The sequence below is a fragment of the Cellulomonas pasadenensis genome (genome assembly GCF_047229365.1).
In the GTDB taxonomy this organism is placed as follows: domain Bacteria; phylum Actinomycetota; class Actinomycetes; order Actinomycetales; family Cellulomonadaceae; genus Cellulomonas.
Genome location: NZ_JBFTEP010000099.1, coordinates 1 through 13,931 on the forward strand (window position 1 = coordinate 1; position 13,931 = coordinate 13,931).

The 13,931-nt window shown below is 76.4% G+C and carries 16 protein-coding genes and 2 tRNA genes; 13 read left to right on the forward strand and 5 right to left on the reverse strand.

Going from position 1 to position 13,931, the window contains the following annotated elements:
* Positions 1 to 157: 157 nt before the first annotated feature.
* The 8 genes from clpS to AB6N23_RS13435 all read left to right on the forward strand — a co-directional run bounded on the left by clpS (position 158) and on the right by AB6N23_RS13435 (position 7,246).
* Entirely contained in the window at positions 158 to 454 is a 297-nt protein-coding gene (gene clpS / locus AB6N23_RS13400) for an ATP-dependent Clp protease adapter ClpS (protein WP_378201117.1), read from the forward strand.
* A complete protein-coding gene (locus AB6N23_RS13405; protein WP_412866532.1) occupies positions 454 to 1,113 on the forward strand; it encodes a DUF2017 family protein in 660 nt (219 codons plus the stop codon). The genes clpS and AB6N23_RS13405 overlap by 1 nt, the downstream gene beginning before the upstream one ends.
* 10 nt (positions 1,114 to 1,123) lie before the next feature.
* Positions 1,124 to 1,948, forward strand: a complete 825-nt coding sequence (murI, locus tag AB6N23_RS13410) for a glutamate racemase (RefSeq protein WP_412866533.1) — start codon at positions 1,124 to 1,126, stop codon at positions 1,946 to 1,948.
* Positions 1,945 to 2,733 carry an MBL fold metallo-hydrolase gene (locus AB6N23_RS13415; protein WP_412866534.1) on the forward strand — a complete coding sequence of 263 codons (789 nt, stop codon included), beginning with the start codon at positions 1,945 to 1,947 and terminating at the stop codon, positions 2,731 to 2,733. The genes murI and AB6N23_RS13415 overlap by 4 nt, the downstream gene beginning before the upstream one ends.
* Before the next feature lie 227 nt (positions 2,734 to 2,960).
* Complete coding sequence (locus AB6N23_RS13420; RefSeq protein ID WP_412866535.1) at positions 2,961 to 3,893, forward strand: hypothetical protein; 933 nt, start codon at positions 2,961 to 2,963, stop codon at positions 3,891 to 3,893.
* 202 nt (positions 3,894 to 4,095) lie between these two features.
* Complete coding sequence (rph, locus tag AB6N23_RS13425) at positions 4,096 to 4,932, forward strand: ribonuclease PH (RefSeq protein WP_412866536.1); 837 nt, start codon at positions 4,096 to 4,098, stop codon at positions 4,930 to 4,932.
* Complete coding sequence (rdgB, locus tag AB6N23_RS13430) at positions 4,929 to 5,576, forward strand: RdgB/HAM1 family non-canonical purine NTP pyrophosphatase (RefSeq protein WP_412866537.1); 648 nt, start codon at positions 4,929 to 4,931, stop codon at positions 5,574 to 5,576. The genes rph and rdgB overlap by 4 nt, the downstream gene beginning before the upstream one ends.
* The gene (locus AB6N23_RS13435; protein WP_412866538.1) at positions 5,573 to 7,246 is read left to right on the forward strand and encodes an ATP-binding cassette domain-containing protein; all 1,674 of its coding nucleotides are present in this window, start codon (positions 5,573 to 5,575) and stop codon (positions 7,244 to 7,246) included. Before rdgB ends, AB6N23_RS13435 begins: the two co-directional genes overlap by 4 nt.
* A 4-nt stretch (positions 7,247 to 7,250) precedes the next feature.
* Here the strand turns inward: AB6N23_RS13435 and AB6N23_RS13440 are convergent, their stop codons facing one another.
* Positions 7,251 to 7,805: an NUDIX hydrolase family protein gene (locus tag AB6N23_RS13440; protein ID WP_378201094.1), complete on the reverse strand. Its 555-nt coding sequence runs from the start codon at positions 7,803 to 7,805 to the stop codon at positions 7,251 to 7,253.
* A 167-nt stretch (positions 7,806 to 7,972) separates the two neighbouring features.
* On the opposite strand from AB6N23_RS13440, the gene trxA reads away from it, so the two are divergent.
* Positions 7,973 to 8,350, forward strand: coding sequence for a thioredoxin (gene trxA, locus AB6N23_RS13445; protein ID WP_412866539.1), 378 nt, complete (start codon positions 7,973 to 7,975; stop codon positions 8,348 to 8,350).
* 140 nt (positions 8,351 to 8,490) lie between these two features.
* Here the strand turns inward: trxA and AB6N23_RS13450 are convergent.
* Together AB6N23_RS13450 and bcp are read right to left on the reverse strand one after the other, a co-directional pair.
* Positions 8,491 to 8,576 (reverse strand) — tRNA-Leu (locus tag AB6N23_RS13450).
* A gap of 67 nt (positions 8,577 to 8,643) precedes the next feature.
* Positions 8,644 to 9,111 (reverse strand): thioredoxin-dependent thiol peroxidase, encoded by a 468-nt coding sequence (bcp, locus tag AB6N23_RS13455; protein ID WP_412866540.1) that lies wholly within the window; start codon positions 9,109 to 9,111, stop codon positions 8,644 to 8,646.
* Positions 9,112 to 9,226: 115 nt separating this feature from the next.
* Between bcp and AB6N23_RS13460 the strand changes: the two genes are divergently transcribed.
* The 4 genes from AB6N23_RS13460 to AB6N23_RS13475 all read left to right on the forward strand — a co-directional run bounded on the left by AB6N23_RS13460 (position 9,227) and on the right by AB6N23_RS13475 (position 11,870).
* Positions 9,227 to 9,523 carry a GroES family chaperonin gene (locus tag AB6N23_RS13460; protein WP_378201150.1) on the forward strand — a complete coding sequence of 99 codons (297 nt, stop codon included), beginning with the start codon at positions 9,227 to 9,229 and terminating at the stop codon, positions 9,521 to 9,523.
* A 108-nt stretch (positions 9,524 to 9,631) separates the two neighbouring features.
* Positions 9,632 to 9,991, forward strand: coding sequence for a hypothetical protein (locus tag AB6N23_RS13465; protein WP_412866541.1), 360 nt, complete (start codon positions 9,632 to 9,634; stop codon positions 9,989 to 9,991).
* A gap of 115 nt (positions 9,992 to 10,106) precedes the next feature.
* Positions 10,107 to 10,182, forward strand: a tRNA-Lys gene (locus AB6N23_RS13470).
* 176 nt (positions 10,183 to 10,358) lie between these two features.
* Positions 10,359 to 11,870 carry a dihydrolipoyl dehydrogenase family protein gene (locus tag AB6N23_RS13475; protein ID WP_412866542.1) on the forward strand — a complete coding sequence of 504 codons (1,512 nt, stop codon included), beginning with the start codon at positions 10,359 to 10,361 and terminating at the stop codon, positions 11,868 to 11,870.
* 79 nt (positions 11,871 to 11,949) lie between these two features.
* Here the strand turns inward: AB6N23_RS13475 and AB6N23_RS13480 are convergent, their stop codons facing one another.
* Positions 11,950 to 12,963 carry a glycine betaine ABC transporter substrate-binding protein gene (locus tag AB6N23_RS13480; protein ID WP_412866543.1) on the reverse strand — a complete coding sequence of 338 codons (1,014 nt, stop codon included), beginning with the start codon at positions 12,961 to 12,963 and terminating at the stop codon, positions 11,950 to 11,952.
* Positions 12,964 to 13,045: 82 nt separating this feature from the next.
* Positions 13,046 to 13,819, reverse strand: a complete 774-nt coding sequence (locus AB6N23_RS13485; protein WP_412866544.1) for an ABC transporter permease — start codon at positions 13,817 to 13,819, stop codon at positions 13,046 to 13,048.
* Between the last annotated feature and the right edge of the window lie 112 nt (positions 13,820 to 13,931).

Sequence of the window (13,931 nt, forward strand, 5' to 3'; positions counted from 1 at the left end):
AACTCTCATGTCTTCATCCGAGATTGTCTTATGAGTGTCGTGTGTGCGTTTTTTTTTATAATACACCGCCCGGGCGCGTGCGGCGCGGGCCGCGCGGCACGCCGTCCCGGCGACGCGGCGGTGGGGCCGCGTGGGCGCCCGCACCTACAGTGGTCACGTGCCCGCCCCGACCGCTGTCCCCGACACGACCGTCGAGGCCGACGAGGCCACCGGCCTCGCGGACGCCTGGGTGACCATCGTGTGGAACGACCCGGTGAACCTGATGTCGTACGTCACGTACGTCTTCCAGACGTACTTCCGCTTCCCGCGGGAGAAGGCCGAACGGCTCATGCGGCAGGTGCACCAGGAGGGCCGCGCCGTCGTGTCCACGGGCAACCGGGAGGCGATGGAGGTCGACGTGCAGGCGATGCACGGGTACGGCCTGTGGGCGACGCTGCAGCGCGGGGGCGAGTGATGCGCGCGTTCCGCCGGCAGAAGGGCCGGTACGTCGCCCGCATGGACGCCGGCGAGCGAGCCGTCGTCGCGTCCGTCGTCGCGGACGTCGCCGAGCTGCTGGGCGCCGGGCGCTTCGAGGACGGCGTCCCGGCGGCCGGACCCGGCCCGCACGCGGCCGCCGGCCCCGCCGACGGCGCCCCGGCGGGTCCGTGGACCGTCCGCACCGCGCCGCTGCCGCCGCCCGACGACCCCGCGGTGCGTCGCCTCCTGCCGGACGCCTCGCGCGACGACGCCGAGGTCGCGCAGGAGTTCCGCCGCCTCACCGAGGACGACCTGCGCGCGCGCAAGGTCGCCCGGCTGCGGTGCCTGTGGACCGCGCTCGTGCACGGGGAGCCCGGGTGGCCGGACGACGCGTTCGTCGTCGCGCCCTCCTCCGCGGACGACGTCGCCGCGACCCTCACCGACCTGCGCCTCGTCCTCGCCGACCGGCTCGAGATCCGCACCGACGCCGACTCGGAGGCGCTCTACGACGGCCTCGCCGGCGCTGCCGAGGACGACGTGCGCGCGTACCTGGGGTCGGTGTACGGAGCGCTGTCCTGGCTCCAGGAGTCGCTGCTCGCTGTGATGCTCGCCGCACACGACGAGCGTCGGCCGGGCCGCGGACGCTCCGACGACTAGTCTCGGCAGGGTGAACGACGCCCCCATCGGCATCTTCGACTCCGGCGTGGGCGGGCTCACGGTCGCACGCGCGGTGCTCGACCAGCTGCCGACGGAGTCGACCCTGTACATCGGCGACACCCTCAACGGTCCCTACGGACCGAAGCCGCTCGCGGCGGTCCGCGCGCACGCGCTCGAGATCATGGACGACCTCATCGACGCGGGCGTCAAGATGCTCGTCATCGCGTGCAACAGCGCGTCGTCGGCGGTGCTGCGCGACGCGCGCGAGCGCTACACGCTGCGCCGCGGGCTGCCGGTCGTCGAGGTGATCCTGCCGGCGGCGCGCCGGGCGGTCGCCGCGACGCGCAACGGCCGGATCGGCGTCATCGGGACGCGCGCGACCATCGACTCCCGGTCGTACGACGACGCGTTCGCCGTCGCGCGCGTCGAGCTGACGTCGCAGGCGTGCCCGCGCTTCGTGCAGCTCGTCGAGGCCGGCGTCACGTCCGGTCCCGAGGTCCTCGACGTGGCGCACGAGTACCTCGACCCCGTGCGGGCGGCAGGGGTCGACACGCTCGTCCTCGGCTGCACGCACTACCCGCTGCTGACGGGCGCGATCTCCTACGTCATGGGCGACGACGTCACGCTCGTCTCGAGCGCGGAGGAGACGGCCAAGGACGTGTACCGCCAGCTCGTCGCGCACGACCTCGAGCGGGACCCGGCGGCCGGCCCGCCGACGCACCGCTTCCTCGCCACGGGCGACCCCGTGTCCTTCACGACGCTCGCCCGCCGGTTCCTCGGCCCGGAGGTCGACGCCGTCGAGCCGCGCGTCGCCCTGCGGGGGGCGCTGCGATGAGGCTCGTCGTGATCGGCTGCGCCGGCTCGTTCCCCGGGCCGGACTCCGCCGCGTCGTCCTACCTCGTGCAGGCGGACGACGCCGACGGCCGGACGTGGTCGGTCGTGCTCGACCTGGGCAACGGCGCGCTCGGGCCCTTGCAGCGCTACGGCGACCCGGCGGCGCTGGACGCGGTGGCGCTGTCGCACCTGCACGCCGACCACGTCGCCGACATGGCCGTGCTCGGCGTCCTGCGCCGCTACCGGCCGGACGGTGCGCTGCCGCCGCTGCGCGTGCTCGGGCCCGCCGGCACCGTCGACCGCCTCGCGCAGCTGTCGGGCAAGGACCCGGCGACGCACACCGGCGAGCAGTTCGCCGTCGAGACGTGGGAGCCGGGCCGGACCGTGACGGTCGGGCCGCTGACGCTCGAGCCCGTGCCGGTCGTCCACCCCATACCGGCGTTCGGCGTGCGGGTCTCGGGCCCGTCCGAGGACGACCCCGCCCGCACCGTCACGCTCGCCTACAGCGGCGACACCGACTCCTGCCCGGGCCTCGACGCGCTCGCCGCCGACGCCGACCTGCTGCTCGCCGAGGCCGCCTACGTCGAGGGTCGCGACGACCACCTGCGCGGCGTGCACCTGACGGGCCGCCGCGCCGGCGAGGCGGCCGCCCGTGGCCGGTCGCGACGCCTGGTCCTCACGCACGTGCCCGCCTGGAACGACCCGCGGACCGCCCTCGCCGAGGCCCGCTCCGTGTACGACGGCGAGACGACCCTCGCCCACCCGGGCCTCACGATCCCCCTCTGACCCCGCCCACCCCCGCCCCACCCGACCCACCCACCCGCAGCACCACGCCGAGTGCGGTACCTCCCACCGAGTGCGGCAGGTCCCGCCGAGTGCGGTAGGTGCACCACCCGCGCTCGGTGCGACGTGCCGCACTCGGCGTGGTCGGCGTGGCGCGCGTGGTCGTGTTGGCCGTCCGGGGGTGTGGACGACGGCCCGTGCGCTCCCGTGCCGGCTGGCACGGTGCACCCGTGGACGAGGACGCGGTGACGACGGTGCTCGGCGGGCGAGGTGTGCTGGACGCACGGGCCGGTGAGGCTCGTGGGCGACCGCCGTGGCGCGACGCGCGTCTGCACCGGGTCCGGCGCGGCGCGTACGCGACCGCGGACGCGTGGGAGGCGTGGGGTCCGGACGACCGCGCGCGCGTGCGCGCGACCGCCGTCGCAGCGGCGGCGCGGTGGCCACCGCTCTTCTCGCACCGGTCGGCGGCAGCCGTCCACGGGCTGCCGGTCGTCGGGTGGCCGGACAACCGCGTGCACGTCACGACCGGCCCGTCACCCGGCGGACGCTCGCACGGTGACGTCGCGCGGCACACGACCGCGGCGCCGCCGGACGTCCTCGTCGTCGGAGGGCTGCACGTCACCACCGTCGCACGGACGGTGGTCGACCTCGCCCGGCACGGCGGCGTGCTGCCGGCCGTCGTGGCCGGCGACCACGCGCTGCGGACCGGTGCGACGTCGGTGCACGAGATCGAGGACGAGGTGGCGCGCCTGCCACCCGGTACGCGTGGCGTCCGGCGCGCCCGGACCGCCGCCGTGCTGCTGGACGAGCGCGCCGAGTCACCGGGGGAGTCGCTGAGCCGTGTCCGGATGGCGGAGAGCGGCCTGGCGGCGCCCGTCCTGCAGCACGTCGTCGTCGACGCCCACGGCGTGGTCGCGCGCGTGGACTTCTGGTGGCCGCGGTGCCGCGTCGTCGGCGAGTTCGACGGCCGCGTGAAGTACCGGTCCGGCGTCGTGCCGGGGACCCGCGACGGCGTGGACCCCGCGGACGTCGTCTGGCGCGAGAAGCTGCGGGAGGACCGCATCCGCGCGACCGGCGCGACGGTCGTGCGCTGGACGTGGGACGAGGCGTGGTCGGGACGCGCCATGACCGACCGCCTCCGCGCCGCGGGTGTGCCGGGCTGACGCGCACGCACGCCGGCCGGCCGAGACGTCCGACCGCCGAGTGCGGCAGCTCTCGCCGAGTGCGGCGGGTGCAACCGCCGCGCTCGGTGCGAGCTACCGCAGTCGGCGGGAGGGGTGGGAGAGGCGTCGGGAGGGGCGCGGGGAGGGGGGCGCGGGGTGGACGGGGGACGGGGTGGGTGGGGTGGGCACGTAGGGTCGGGGCATGGGTGCTTCGACCTCTGACGTCTCCGTGCGCGCCGACGGGCGGCGCGCCGACCAGCTGCGGCCCGTCACCATCACGCGGCGCTTCCTCGACGCCGGCGAGGGCAGCGTCCTCGTCGAGTTCGGTGGGACGAAGGTGCTGTGCGTCGCCTCGTTCACCGAGGGGGTGCCGCGCTGGCGCAAGGGCTCCGGCGAGGGCTGGGTGACCGCCGAGTACGCGATGCTGCCGCGCGCGACGAGCAGCCGGTCGGACCGCGAGTCGGTCAAGGGGCGCGTCGGCGGGCGGACGCACGAGATCTCGCGTCTGGTCGGCCGGTCGCTGCGCGCCGTCATCGACGTCGCCGCCCTGGGCGAGAACACGATCGTGCTCGACTGCGACGTCCTGCAGGCGGACGGCGGCACGCGCACGGCCGCCATCACGGGTGCGTACGTCGCCCTCGCCGACGCGGTCGCGTGGGCGCAGCGCAAGCGCCTCGTGAAGCCGGGCCGGCAGGTGCTGCGCGACTCGGTCGCGGCGGTCAGCGTCGGCGTCGTCGGCGGACGGCCCGTGCTCGACCTGCCGTACGAGGAGGACGTGCGCGCCGAGACCGACATGAACGTCGTCGTCACCGGGTCCGGCACGTTCGTCGAGGTGCAGGGCACCGCGGAGCACGCGCCGTTCGACCGCGCGGAGCTCGACGCGCTGCTGGACCTCGCGCTCGCGGGCACGGCCGAGCTCACGCGCCTGCAGCAGGCGGCGCTCGCCGCCGACCCGTCGGACGGCTCCGCCACGCGCGCCGGCGCCGCACCCGCCCCGGCCGCGCCCGCCGCCGCGACCGCCCCGGGGACCACGGCGTGAGCGTCCCCCCCGGTGCGCGTCTCGTCCTCGCGACGCACAACCAGCACAAGGTCGGCGAGCTGCGGGCCATCCTCGCGCCGGCCCTGCCGGGGCTCGCGCCGGAGGCCGTCGTCGGCGCGCGTGACGTGCAGGCGCCCGAGCCCGTCGAGGACGGCGTGACGTTCGCCGAGAACGCCCTCATCAAGGCCCGCGCCCTCGCGGCGCACACCGGCCTGCCGGCGGTCGCGGACGACTCGGGCCTCGCGGTCGACGTGCTCGGCGGCGCGCCGGGCATCTTCTCGGCCCGCTGGTCGGGGCGGCACGGCGACGACGCCGCGAACCTCGCGCTGCTCCTCGCCCAGCTCGCCGACGTGCGCCCCGAGCACCGCCGCGCGCGCTTCGTGTGCGCCGCTGCGCTCGTCACGCCCGACGGGACGGAGCACGTCGAGCTCGGGACCCTCGAGGGCACGCTCGCGACGGCGCCCCTCGGTGCGGGCGGGTTCGGCTACGACCCCGTGCTCGTCCCGCTGGGGGACACCCGCACGTGCGCCGAGCTGACGCCGGAGGAGAAGAACGCGATCAGCCACCGCGGGCAGGCGTTCCGCGCGCTCGTGCCCGTCCTCGTCGCGGCGCTCGGCTCGTCCGGAGGAGCGCCGCGCGCATGACCGGACCCGTCCCGGGACCCGCGGGACGCCCCGGCGACGTGCAGCTCGTCGCCGAGGGCGTCACGTTCGGCTACCCGGGCCGGCCCGTCCTCGACGCGCTGGACCTCACCGTGTCGCCCGGCGACCGCATCGGGCTCGTCGGCGAGAACGGGGCCGGCAAGTCGACGCTGCTCGCGGTGCTCGCCGGGCGGCTGGTGCCCCAGCAGGGGCGCGTGCGCCGGCACGGCTCGCTGGCGGTCGTGGAGCAGGACCTCGACGTGCGCCCGGGCGAGACGATCGGCACGCTCGTCGACGCGACCCTCGCGGCCGCGCGCCGGGCGGCGGACGAGCTGCAGGCGGCCATCGACGCGTTCGACCACGACGGCGGAGACGTCACGTGGCTGTCGGCGGCGATCGCGCGGTACGAGCACCTCGCGGCGTGGGACGTGGACCGCCGGGTCGACGAGGCTCTCGCCCGCTTCGGCGCGCCGCGCGACCGGGAGCGCCGGCTCGACGCCCTCAGCGTCGGCGAGCGGTACCGCGTGCGCCTGGCGTGCCGCGTCGCGGAGCGTGCCGACCTGCTGCTGCTCGACGAGCCGACGAACCACCTCGACGTCGCCGGCATCGAGCACCTGACCGACCGGCTGCGCGGCTGGCAGGGCGGGCTGGTCATCGTGACGCACGACCGCCGGCTGCTCGACGACGTCATGACCGGCATCCTCGACATGGACCCGTCGATGGACGGGCGCCCCGTGCTGTACGGCGCGGCGCGGTACGCCGACTACCGGTTCGCGCGCGACCAGATGCTGCGCCGCTGGCGCGCCCGCTACCGCGCCGAGCGCAAGCGGGCCGCCGTGCTGGCGGCCCGGCTCGACGCGTCGTACGAGGGGCTGTCCGACGAGTGGCGCCCGCCGAAGGGCTCGCAGAAGCACCGGCGCGGCACGCGCGCCCGCACGCACGTCAAGGCTGCCGACCGCCTCGTGCAGCAGCTCGAGCGCGACGCGGTGGACGTCCCGGTCCCGCCGCCGACGCTCACGTTCCCCGACCTGCCGTCGGTCCCGCCCGACTGGCCCGGCGGCCCGCTGCTCGACCTGCGCGCGCCGCGCGTGGCCGGCCGGCTCGACCTGCCGGGGCGCCGGGTCGAGGTGCCGCCCGCCGGTCGCCTGCTCGTCACGGGTCCCAACGGCTCGGGCAAGTCGACGCTCCTCGCGGCGCTCGCGGGCGCCGTCGCGCTCGACCGCGGCACGCGCGACGTCGGCCCGCACGTGCGCCTGGGCGTGCTGTCGCAGGAGGGGCCCGCCGAGCACGTCGCCGCGCCGGCGCCCGGCGAGGCACCCCTGACGGCGTTCGACGCGTACGCGCGGCACGCGCTGCGGCTGCTGGACGCGGGGGTCCTGGACCCGGACCGGCTCGTGCCCGTCGCGGCCCTCGGGCTGCTGACCGAGGCGGACCTGGAGCGCCCGCTGCGCGAGCTGTCGCTCGGTCAGCGCCGGCGGTTCGACCTCGCGTGCGCGCTGCTCGCGGCACCGCACGTGCTCGTCCTCGACGAGCCGACCAACCACCTGTCGGTCGGCCTGGTCGACGAGCTGACGGCAGCGCTGCGTGCGACGTCCGCCGCGGTCGTCGTCGCGACGCACGACCGTGCGCTGCGCGCGGACCTGGCGGACTGGCCCCAGCTCGCGCTCGGCTGACCGGTCAGGGCAGCCGGCCCACCCAGGCCATGGCCTGCCGCAGCAGCAGGCCCTGGCCGCCGTTCATCTCGACCTGGACGGCCTCGGTGCACGCCTCCTCGGGCGTGAGCCACGCGAGGTCGAGCGCGTCCTGCTGGGGCCGGCAGTCACCGGTGACGGGCACGACGTACGCGAGCGACACCGCGTGCTGGCGGGGGTCGTGGTACGGGGTGACCCCGGGCGTGGGGAAGTACTCGGCGACGGTGAACGGCTGCGGCGAGGCGGGCACCTGGGGCAGCGCCATCGGGCCGAGGTCCTTCTCGATGTGCCGCAGCAGTGCGTCGCGCACGCGCTCGTGGTGCATGACGCGGCCGCTGACGAGGGCGCGGGACATGACGCCCTCGGGCGTGACGCGCAGCAGCAGGCCGACCGCGACGACGTCGCCGGAGTCGTCCACGCGCACGGGCACGGCGTCCACGTAGAGGATCGGGATCTGGGCGCGGACGGTGGCGATGTCCTCACGGCTGAGCCAGCCGGCGGGACGCTCGGGGTCGCGGGGGAACTCGGCGGACGCGGTCACCGTGCAGTTCTACCGCGTGCCGGGGGGCGTGCGCCCGACCGCCGCGCGCGACGCCGCTCACGTCCCGTGCCGGTCACGCCCCGGGACCCGGCGGCCGCAGCCCGTGCGGGGAATACCTCGGCGTCCGCGGACGCTGTACCGCACGCAACCGCCAGGAGGGAAGACACATGGCCACCACAGCGCTGACCGTCGACACGATCGCGGAGACCATCAAGGACAACGACATCGTCCTCGTCGACTTCTGGGCGTCCTGGTGCGGCCCGTGCCGCCAGTTCAGCCCGGTGTTCGAGGCGTCGTCCGAGCAGCACCCGGAGATCGTCCACGCGAAGGTCGACACCGAGGCCGAGCAGCAGCTCGCCGCGGAGCTGCAGATCACCTCGATCCCCACGCTCATGGCGTTCCGCGACGGCATCCTCGTCTTCAACCAGGCCGGTGCCCTGCCCGGGCCCGCGCTGGAGCAGGTCGTCACCGCGGTGAAGGACCTCGACATGGACGAGGTCCGCGCGCAGATCGCCGCCCGGCAGAGCGCGCCCGCCGGCGCCTGAGCCGTCGCGCGGCCACCCGCAGCACCACCTGAGAAGGGCGTCCGCCGCACGCCGGGCGCCCTTCGGTGCGTCCGGCGAGGGGCGCGAGGGGGTCGTGCGGGGACGCCACGGAGCGGGGACGAGCCCCTGCAGCGGCCGTGTGGTGCGGGAGACGGGAGTCGAACCCGCACGCCCTCTCGGGCACCAGGACCTAAACCTGGCGTGGCTGCCGTTTCACCACTCCCGCGGCCGGTCGAGTCTGGCACACGCGTGCGCGCGCGCCCCCGACCGGGCAGTCGTCCGGACGGGAGGTGTCAGCCCAGGCCGAGGTCGCGCCGCAGCTTGGCGACGTGCCCCGTCGCGCGGACGTTGTACTGCGCCAGCGCGACCGTGCCGTCGGGGTCCACGACGACCGTCGAGCGGATCACGCCCGTGACCGTGCGCCCGTAGCTCTGCTTCTCGCCCCAGGCGCCCCACGCCTCGAGCACGGCGTGCGACGGGTCCGACGCGAGCGGGAACGTCAGCTGCTCCGTCTCCGCGAACGCGGCGAGCTTCTCCACGCCGTCCGGCGAGACGCCGACCACCGCGTAGCCCGCGCCCTGCAGCGACGCCAGGGAGTCGCGGAAGTCGCACGCCTGCTTCGTGCAGCCGGGCGTGCCCGCGGCCGGGTAGAAGTACACGACGACGTGCTGCCCGCGCAGCGCGGACAGCGTGACGCTGCCGCCGTCCGCGGTCGGCAGCGTGAAGTCGGGGGCGGTGTCGCCGACGGCGAGGCGGGGCACGGGCGCTCCTGGGCGTGAGGGTGGGGACGGGACGCCGACCACCCTACGTGCGGCGGGTAGCGTCGGCGGCGTGAGCGCACCGACCCCCGACGGCACGGCCGACCTGCCGATCCGCATGCTGAACGACCGCCTCCTCGTGGCCCTCGAGGGCGACCCGGCGGAGCGCCGGTCCACCGCGGGGATCGTCATCCCGGCCACCGCGGCCATGGGCAAGCGCCTCGCGTGGGCGGACGTCGTCGCGGTCGGGCAGCACGTCCGCCAGGTCGAGGTCGGCGACCGGGTGCTCTTCGACCCCGAGGACCGCGCCGAGGTCGAGCTCGCCGGCCGCACGTACCTGCTGCTGCGGGAGAAGGACGTGCACGGCGTGGCGGAGCCGCGCGGGACGGGTGAGGGAACCGGTCTGTACCTGTGACGTTGGACCGGGAGGGTGGCGTCCCGCGCCGCCCCGGCGCCCGCGAGGCGCATGATGGTCGCGCCGCACGACGCGCGGCGCGGGGACGACCTGGGACGAGGTGACGCGGTGGACGAGCAGCGGACGACCCCGGAGGGCGTGCCGCCGGAGGACGTGCCGACGGACGGCGTGGTGTCGAACGGCACGGACGCGGCGCTGCCGCCGTCGGTGCAGGCCCTCGAGGAGGCCGTCGGTGCGCGCGGCGTCGACGCGACGCAGCACGCCCAGGAGCTGCTGGCGGAGCACGTGCCGCTCGCCCTGCTCGTCGACCTGCTGACGCCCACGGGCGACACGTCCGCCGACCTGCTCGCGGCCGAGGGCCTGCCCGACGACGCGTGGTGGCAGGACGGGGACGACACGCCGGCCGGCACGCCCGCGCACGACGGCCGGGACGCGTCCGACGAGGTCACCGAGCCGCCGGTCCCCTGACGGGCGTCGCCGCGGCCGGCTGCGGCGCCGGGCGTGAGTGTCGTCACAGCAGGCGCCTCCTGGCGGGTACGGGTTCGCAACCGGCGCCCCGGTGCTGTTAACCTCTACGAGCCGCGCGCCTCTAGCTCAACTGGCAGAGCAGCTGACTCTTAATCAGCGGGTTCCGGGTTCGAGTCCCGGGGGGCGTACCAGCCACGAAGCCCCGTCAGGTCACCGACCTGGCGGGGCTTCGTCGTCCCCGTCGACGGTCGCGCCCGCCGACGCGCCGCCTGTCCCCGCCGACCCGCCCTTGCGCACCGTGGTGCCCGGCGGCCGCGCCTGCGACCCTGTCGGGACGGCGGCGCCGCCGCCACGAGGAGGAGGCAGCGTGAGCAACGAGGTACGGGAGTTCGACGTCGTGGTCCTCGGCGCCGGCGCGGTGGGCGAGAACGCCGCCGACCGGGCGTCCCGCACGGGTCTGTCCGTCGCGCTCGTCGAGTCGCAGCTCGTGGGCGGTGAGTGCTCGTACTGGGCGTGCATGCCGTCGAAGGCGTTGCTGCGACCGGGTGACGCGCTGGCCGCCGCCCGCGACGTGCCGGGTGCGTCGGCCGCCGTCACCGGGAACGTCGACGTCGCCGCGACGCTCGCGCGCCGTGACGAGGTGACGTCGCACTGGGACGACGACGGCCAGGTCGCGTGGGTGGAGGGCGCCGGGCTCACTCTGCTGCGCGGGCACGCCCGCCTCACCGGTCCGCGCGAGCTGGTGGTGACGCACGAGGACGAGGACACGCGTGTCGTCGCCCGGCACGCGGTCGTCGTCGCTACGGGCTCGGTCGCGGCCGTGCCGTCGGCGGGCGGGCTCGCCGACGTGCGCCCGTGGACGAGCCGCGAGGCGACGAGCGCGCACACGGTGCCCCCGCGCCTCGCCGTGGTGGGCGGCGGGGTCGTCGGCGTGGAGATGGCGACGGCGTTCGCCGACCTCGGCAGCGACGTCACGCTGCTCGTCCGGGGCGACCGGCTGCTGCCGCAGGCGGAGCCGTTCGCGGGGGAGGCGCTCGCGCACGCCCTCACCGAGCGGGGTGTGCGCGTCGCGCTCGGCGCGTCGGTCGTCGCGGCGACGCGCGACGACGCCGGCGTGCACCTCACCGTGGAGCACGCCGCGTCCGGCGGCACGTCGGCGGGCAGCACCGAGCAGGTCGACGCGGACGAGGTCCTCGTGGCCACGGGCCGGCAGCCGAGCACGGAGGACCTGGGGCTCGAGACGGTGGGCCTGACCCCCGGAGCCGCTCTCGAGGTCGACGACGCCCTGCAGGTGCGCGGCGTCGACGGCGGCTGGCTGTTCGCCGTGGGCGACGTGACGGGCCGCACGGGCACCACGCACCAGGGGAAGTACGACGCACGCGTCGTGGGGGACGTCGTCGCGGCGCGCTTCGACCCGCGCCCCGCCGGTGCGGATCCGGGCCCGGCGGTGCCGCGCGGGCTGTCGCGCGCCGGCGAGGCGGGTGCGGGCCCGTGGAGCCGCTACCGCGCGACCGCGGACACCGCGGCGGTCCCGCAGGTCGTCTTCACCCGGCCGCAGGTCGCCTGGGTCGGCCGGACGGAGGCGCAGGCGCGGGAGGCGGGCCTCGACGTCGGCGTCGTCGGCTACGACCTCGGCGCCGTCGCGGGCGCGACCGTCACCGGCGAGCACTACGCGGGCCGCGTGCAGGTCGTGGTCGACCGGGCCCGGGACGTGCTGGTCGGCGCGACGTTCGTCGGCCCGGACGTGGCGGACATGCTGCACGCGGCGACGGTCGCGGTCGTGGGGGAGGTGCCGCTGGACCGGCTCTGGCACGCCGTGCCGTCGTACCCGACCCTCAGCGAGGTGTGGCTGCGGCTGCTGGAGCAGGACGGCCGCTGACCGGGCGCCGACGCGCCGGCGGAACGCCGCGGGGCGGGCACGTCCGTGGACGTGCCCGCCCCGCAGGGCCCGTGCGAGGTCAGTCGCCGTCGGCCGCGAGCGACCCGTCGGACGACAGGACGAGCCCGATCGCCGCGTCGCCCTGCCGCACGGCCGCACCGATCAGCGAGAGCTCGTACGACCGGAAGTCGGCGATCTCGAGGCCGTAGGTCTCCTGGAGGCCGAGCTGGCAGAACGGGCGCTCGGGGCACTCGGGCGGCCCGGCGAGCACGAGCCCGCCGCACGTCTCGGCCAGCTCGGACAGCGTCTCGACGCCGTGCTCCTGCGCGAACTCCGCCGTGACGGCGAAGGCGTTCTGGTCCTGCGCGGCCGACGGCGCGCCCACGACGAGACCGCTCTGCTCGGCGAGCGGGGTCAGCGCCGCGACGGTCTCGTCGACGTCGGACGTCGCGCCGGACTCCGCGTCGGGGCCGTTCACCTGCGACCCGAGGTAGGTGGTCAGCGTCGCGGCGTACTCGGGCACCACGGCCAGCGTGCCGTCCTGCAGCGCGGGCAGGTAGGTCTCGCGCGAGCCGATGCTCTGCGCCTGGGCGTCGAACCCGGCGCTGCGCAGCACCTCCGCGTAGACCTCGGCGAGCGTGAGGCTCTCGGAGAAGTTCGCGGCACCGACCGTGAGCGCCACGCCCGCGCCGGTCTGCTCGTCCGCCGCCAGCCCCTCGTCCGTGACGAACTCGCGAGCCACCTCGCTCGACGTGCGGCGGTCGATGTCCACCGCCTTGTTGAGCTCGATGAGCGTCTCGGTGTCCAGCGCCGCCGACACGGAGTCGAGCAGCTCGAGGACCACGGGGTGGTCCTGCGCGACCTGGGCGTTGACGGCCGGGATCACGTTGTCGGCGTTCTGCAGGCCCTGGTCGTCCTCGAGCACGACGAGGCTCTCGCCGGCGACGGGCTCGCAGGTGGCGAGGCCCGAGGCGCTCGTGGCGGACGTCTCCGCCTCGCCGCCGCCGGACCCCGGCGCGCCGCAGCCGGCGAGGGCGAGGGTCGCGACGGCGAGCGCGGCGAGCGTGGTGGTGCGGGTGCGCCGTGTGCGCATGGGCTGCTCCTGTCGGTGGGGCGTCGGTCCGGTCGCGGGGGCGGACGGCGTCCGCCGTCGGGCGGCGCGGTGGCGCGTCGTGTCACGACGCACGGCTGCGCCCATTCGACCCGGTCACCGCGGGCTCGGCAACCGCGGTCGCGCGCGCCGGGGTGGTGCGGCGGCGTGCACGCCGGCCGGTGGCGGCGCGGTCGCGGCTGCGCAGGCCCGCCGGGGTGACCGCCCGCTCGACCAGCGCGAGCACCCCCTCGACGAGCAGGCACAGCGCCGCCACCAGCAGGCCGCCGGCGAGGGCCTGGCCGTAGCGCTGGGTGCCGAAGCCCGTGACGACGACCGTGCCGAGGCTCGTGCCGCCCACGAGCGCCGCGAGCGGTACCGTCGCGAGGACCTGCACCGCGCCGGTCCGGATGCCGGCCGCGACGAGGGGCACCGCGTTGGGGATCTCGACCGACCGCAGCACCCGTGCCGGCGACATCCCGAGCCCGCGCGCCGCGTCCCGCGCCGCCGGGTCGACGCCGGCGACGCCCGTCACCGCGTTGGCCAGCACGGGCGGCACGGCGAAGACGGCGCAGGCCACGGCGGTCGCGCCGTTGCCGAAGTAGCCGCTCGCGGCGAGGAGCATGAGCAGCGCGAGCGTCGGCAGCGCACGCGTCGTGTTCGCCACGACCACGCCGACCGTCGCGCCCCGGCCGCGGTGGCCGAGCCACAGACCGAGCGGCAGCGCGACGACGAGCGCGAGCAGCACCGCGACGGCGGACACCTGAAGGTGGTCGACCGTGAGCGCGAGGACGCCCCGCCGGCCCGTCCAGTTGAGCGGGTCGTTGAGCCAGACGAACGCCTCGTTCAGGACGTCCACGCGGCCTCCTCGCCGGGACGGGGCCGCGCTGCCGTGCCGTCGCGACGAGCGCGGCCGCGAGCACGTCGCCGTCCGCGGGGGTGCGACCGGTCACCTGCACCAGCACCTCGGC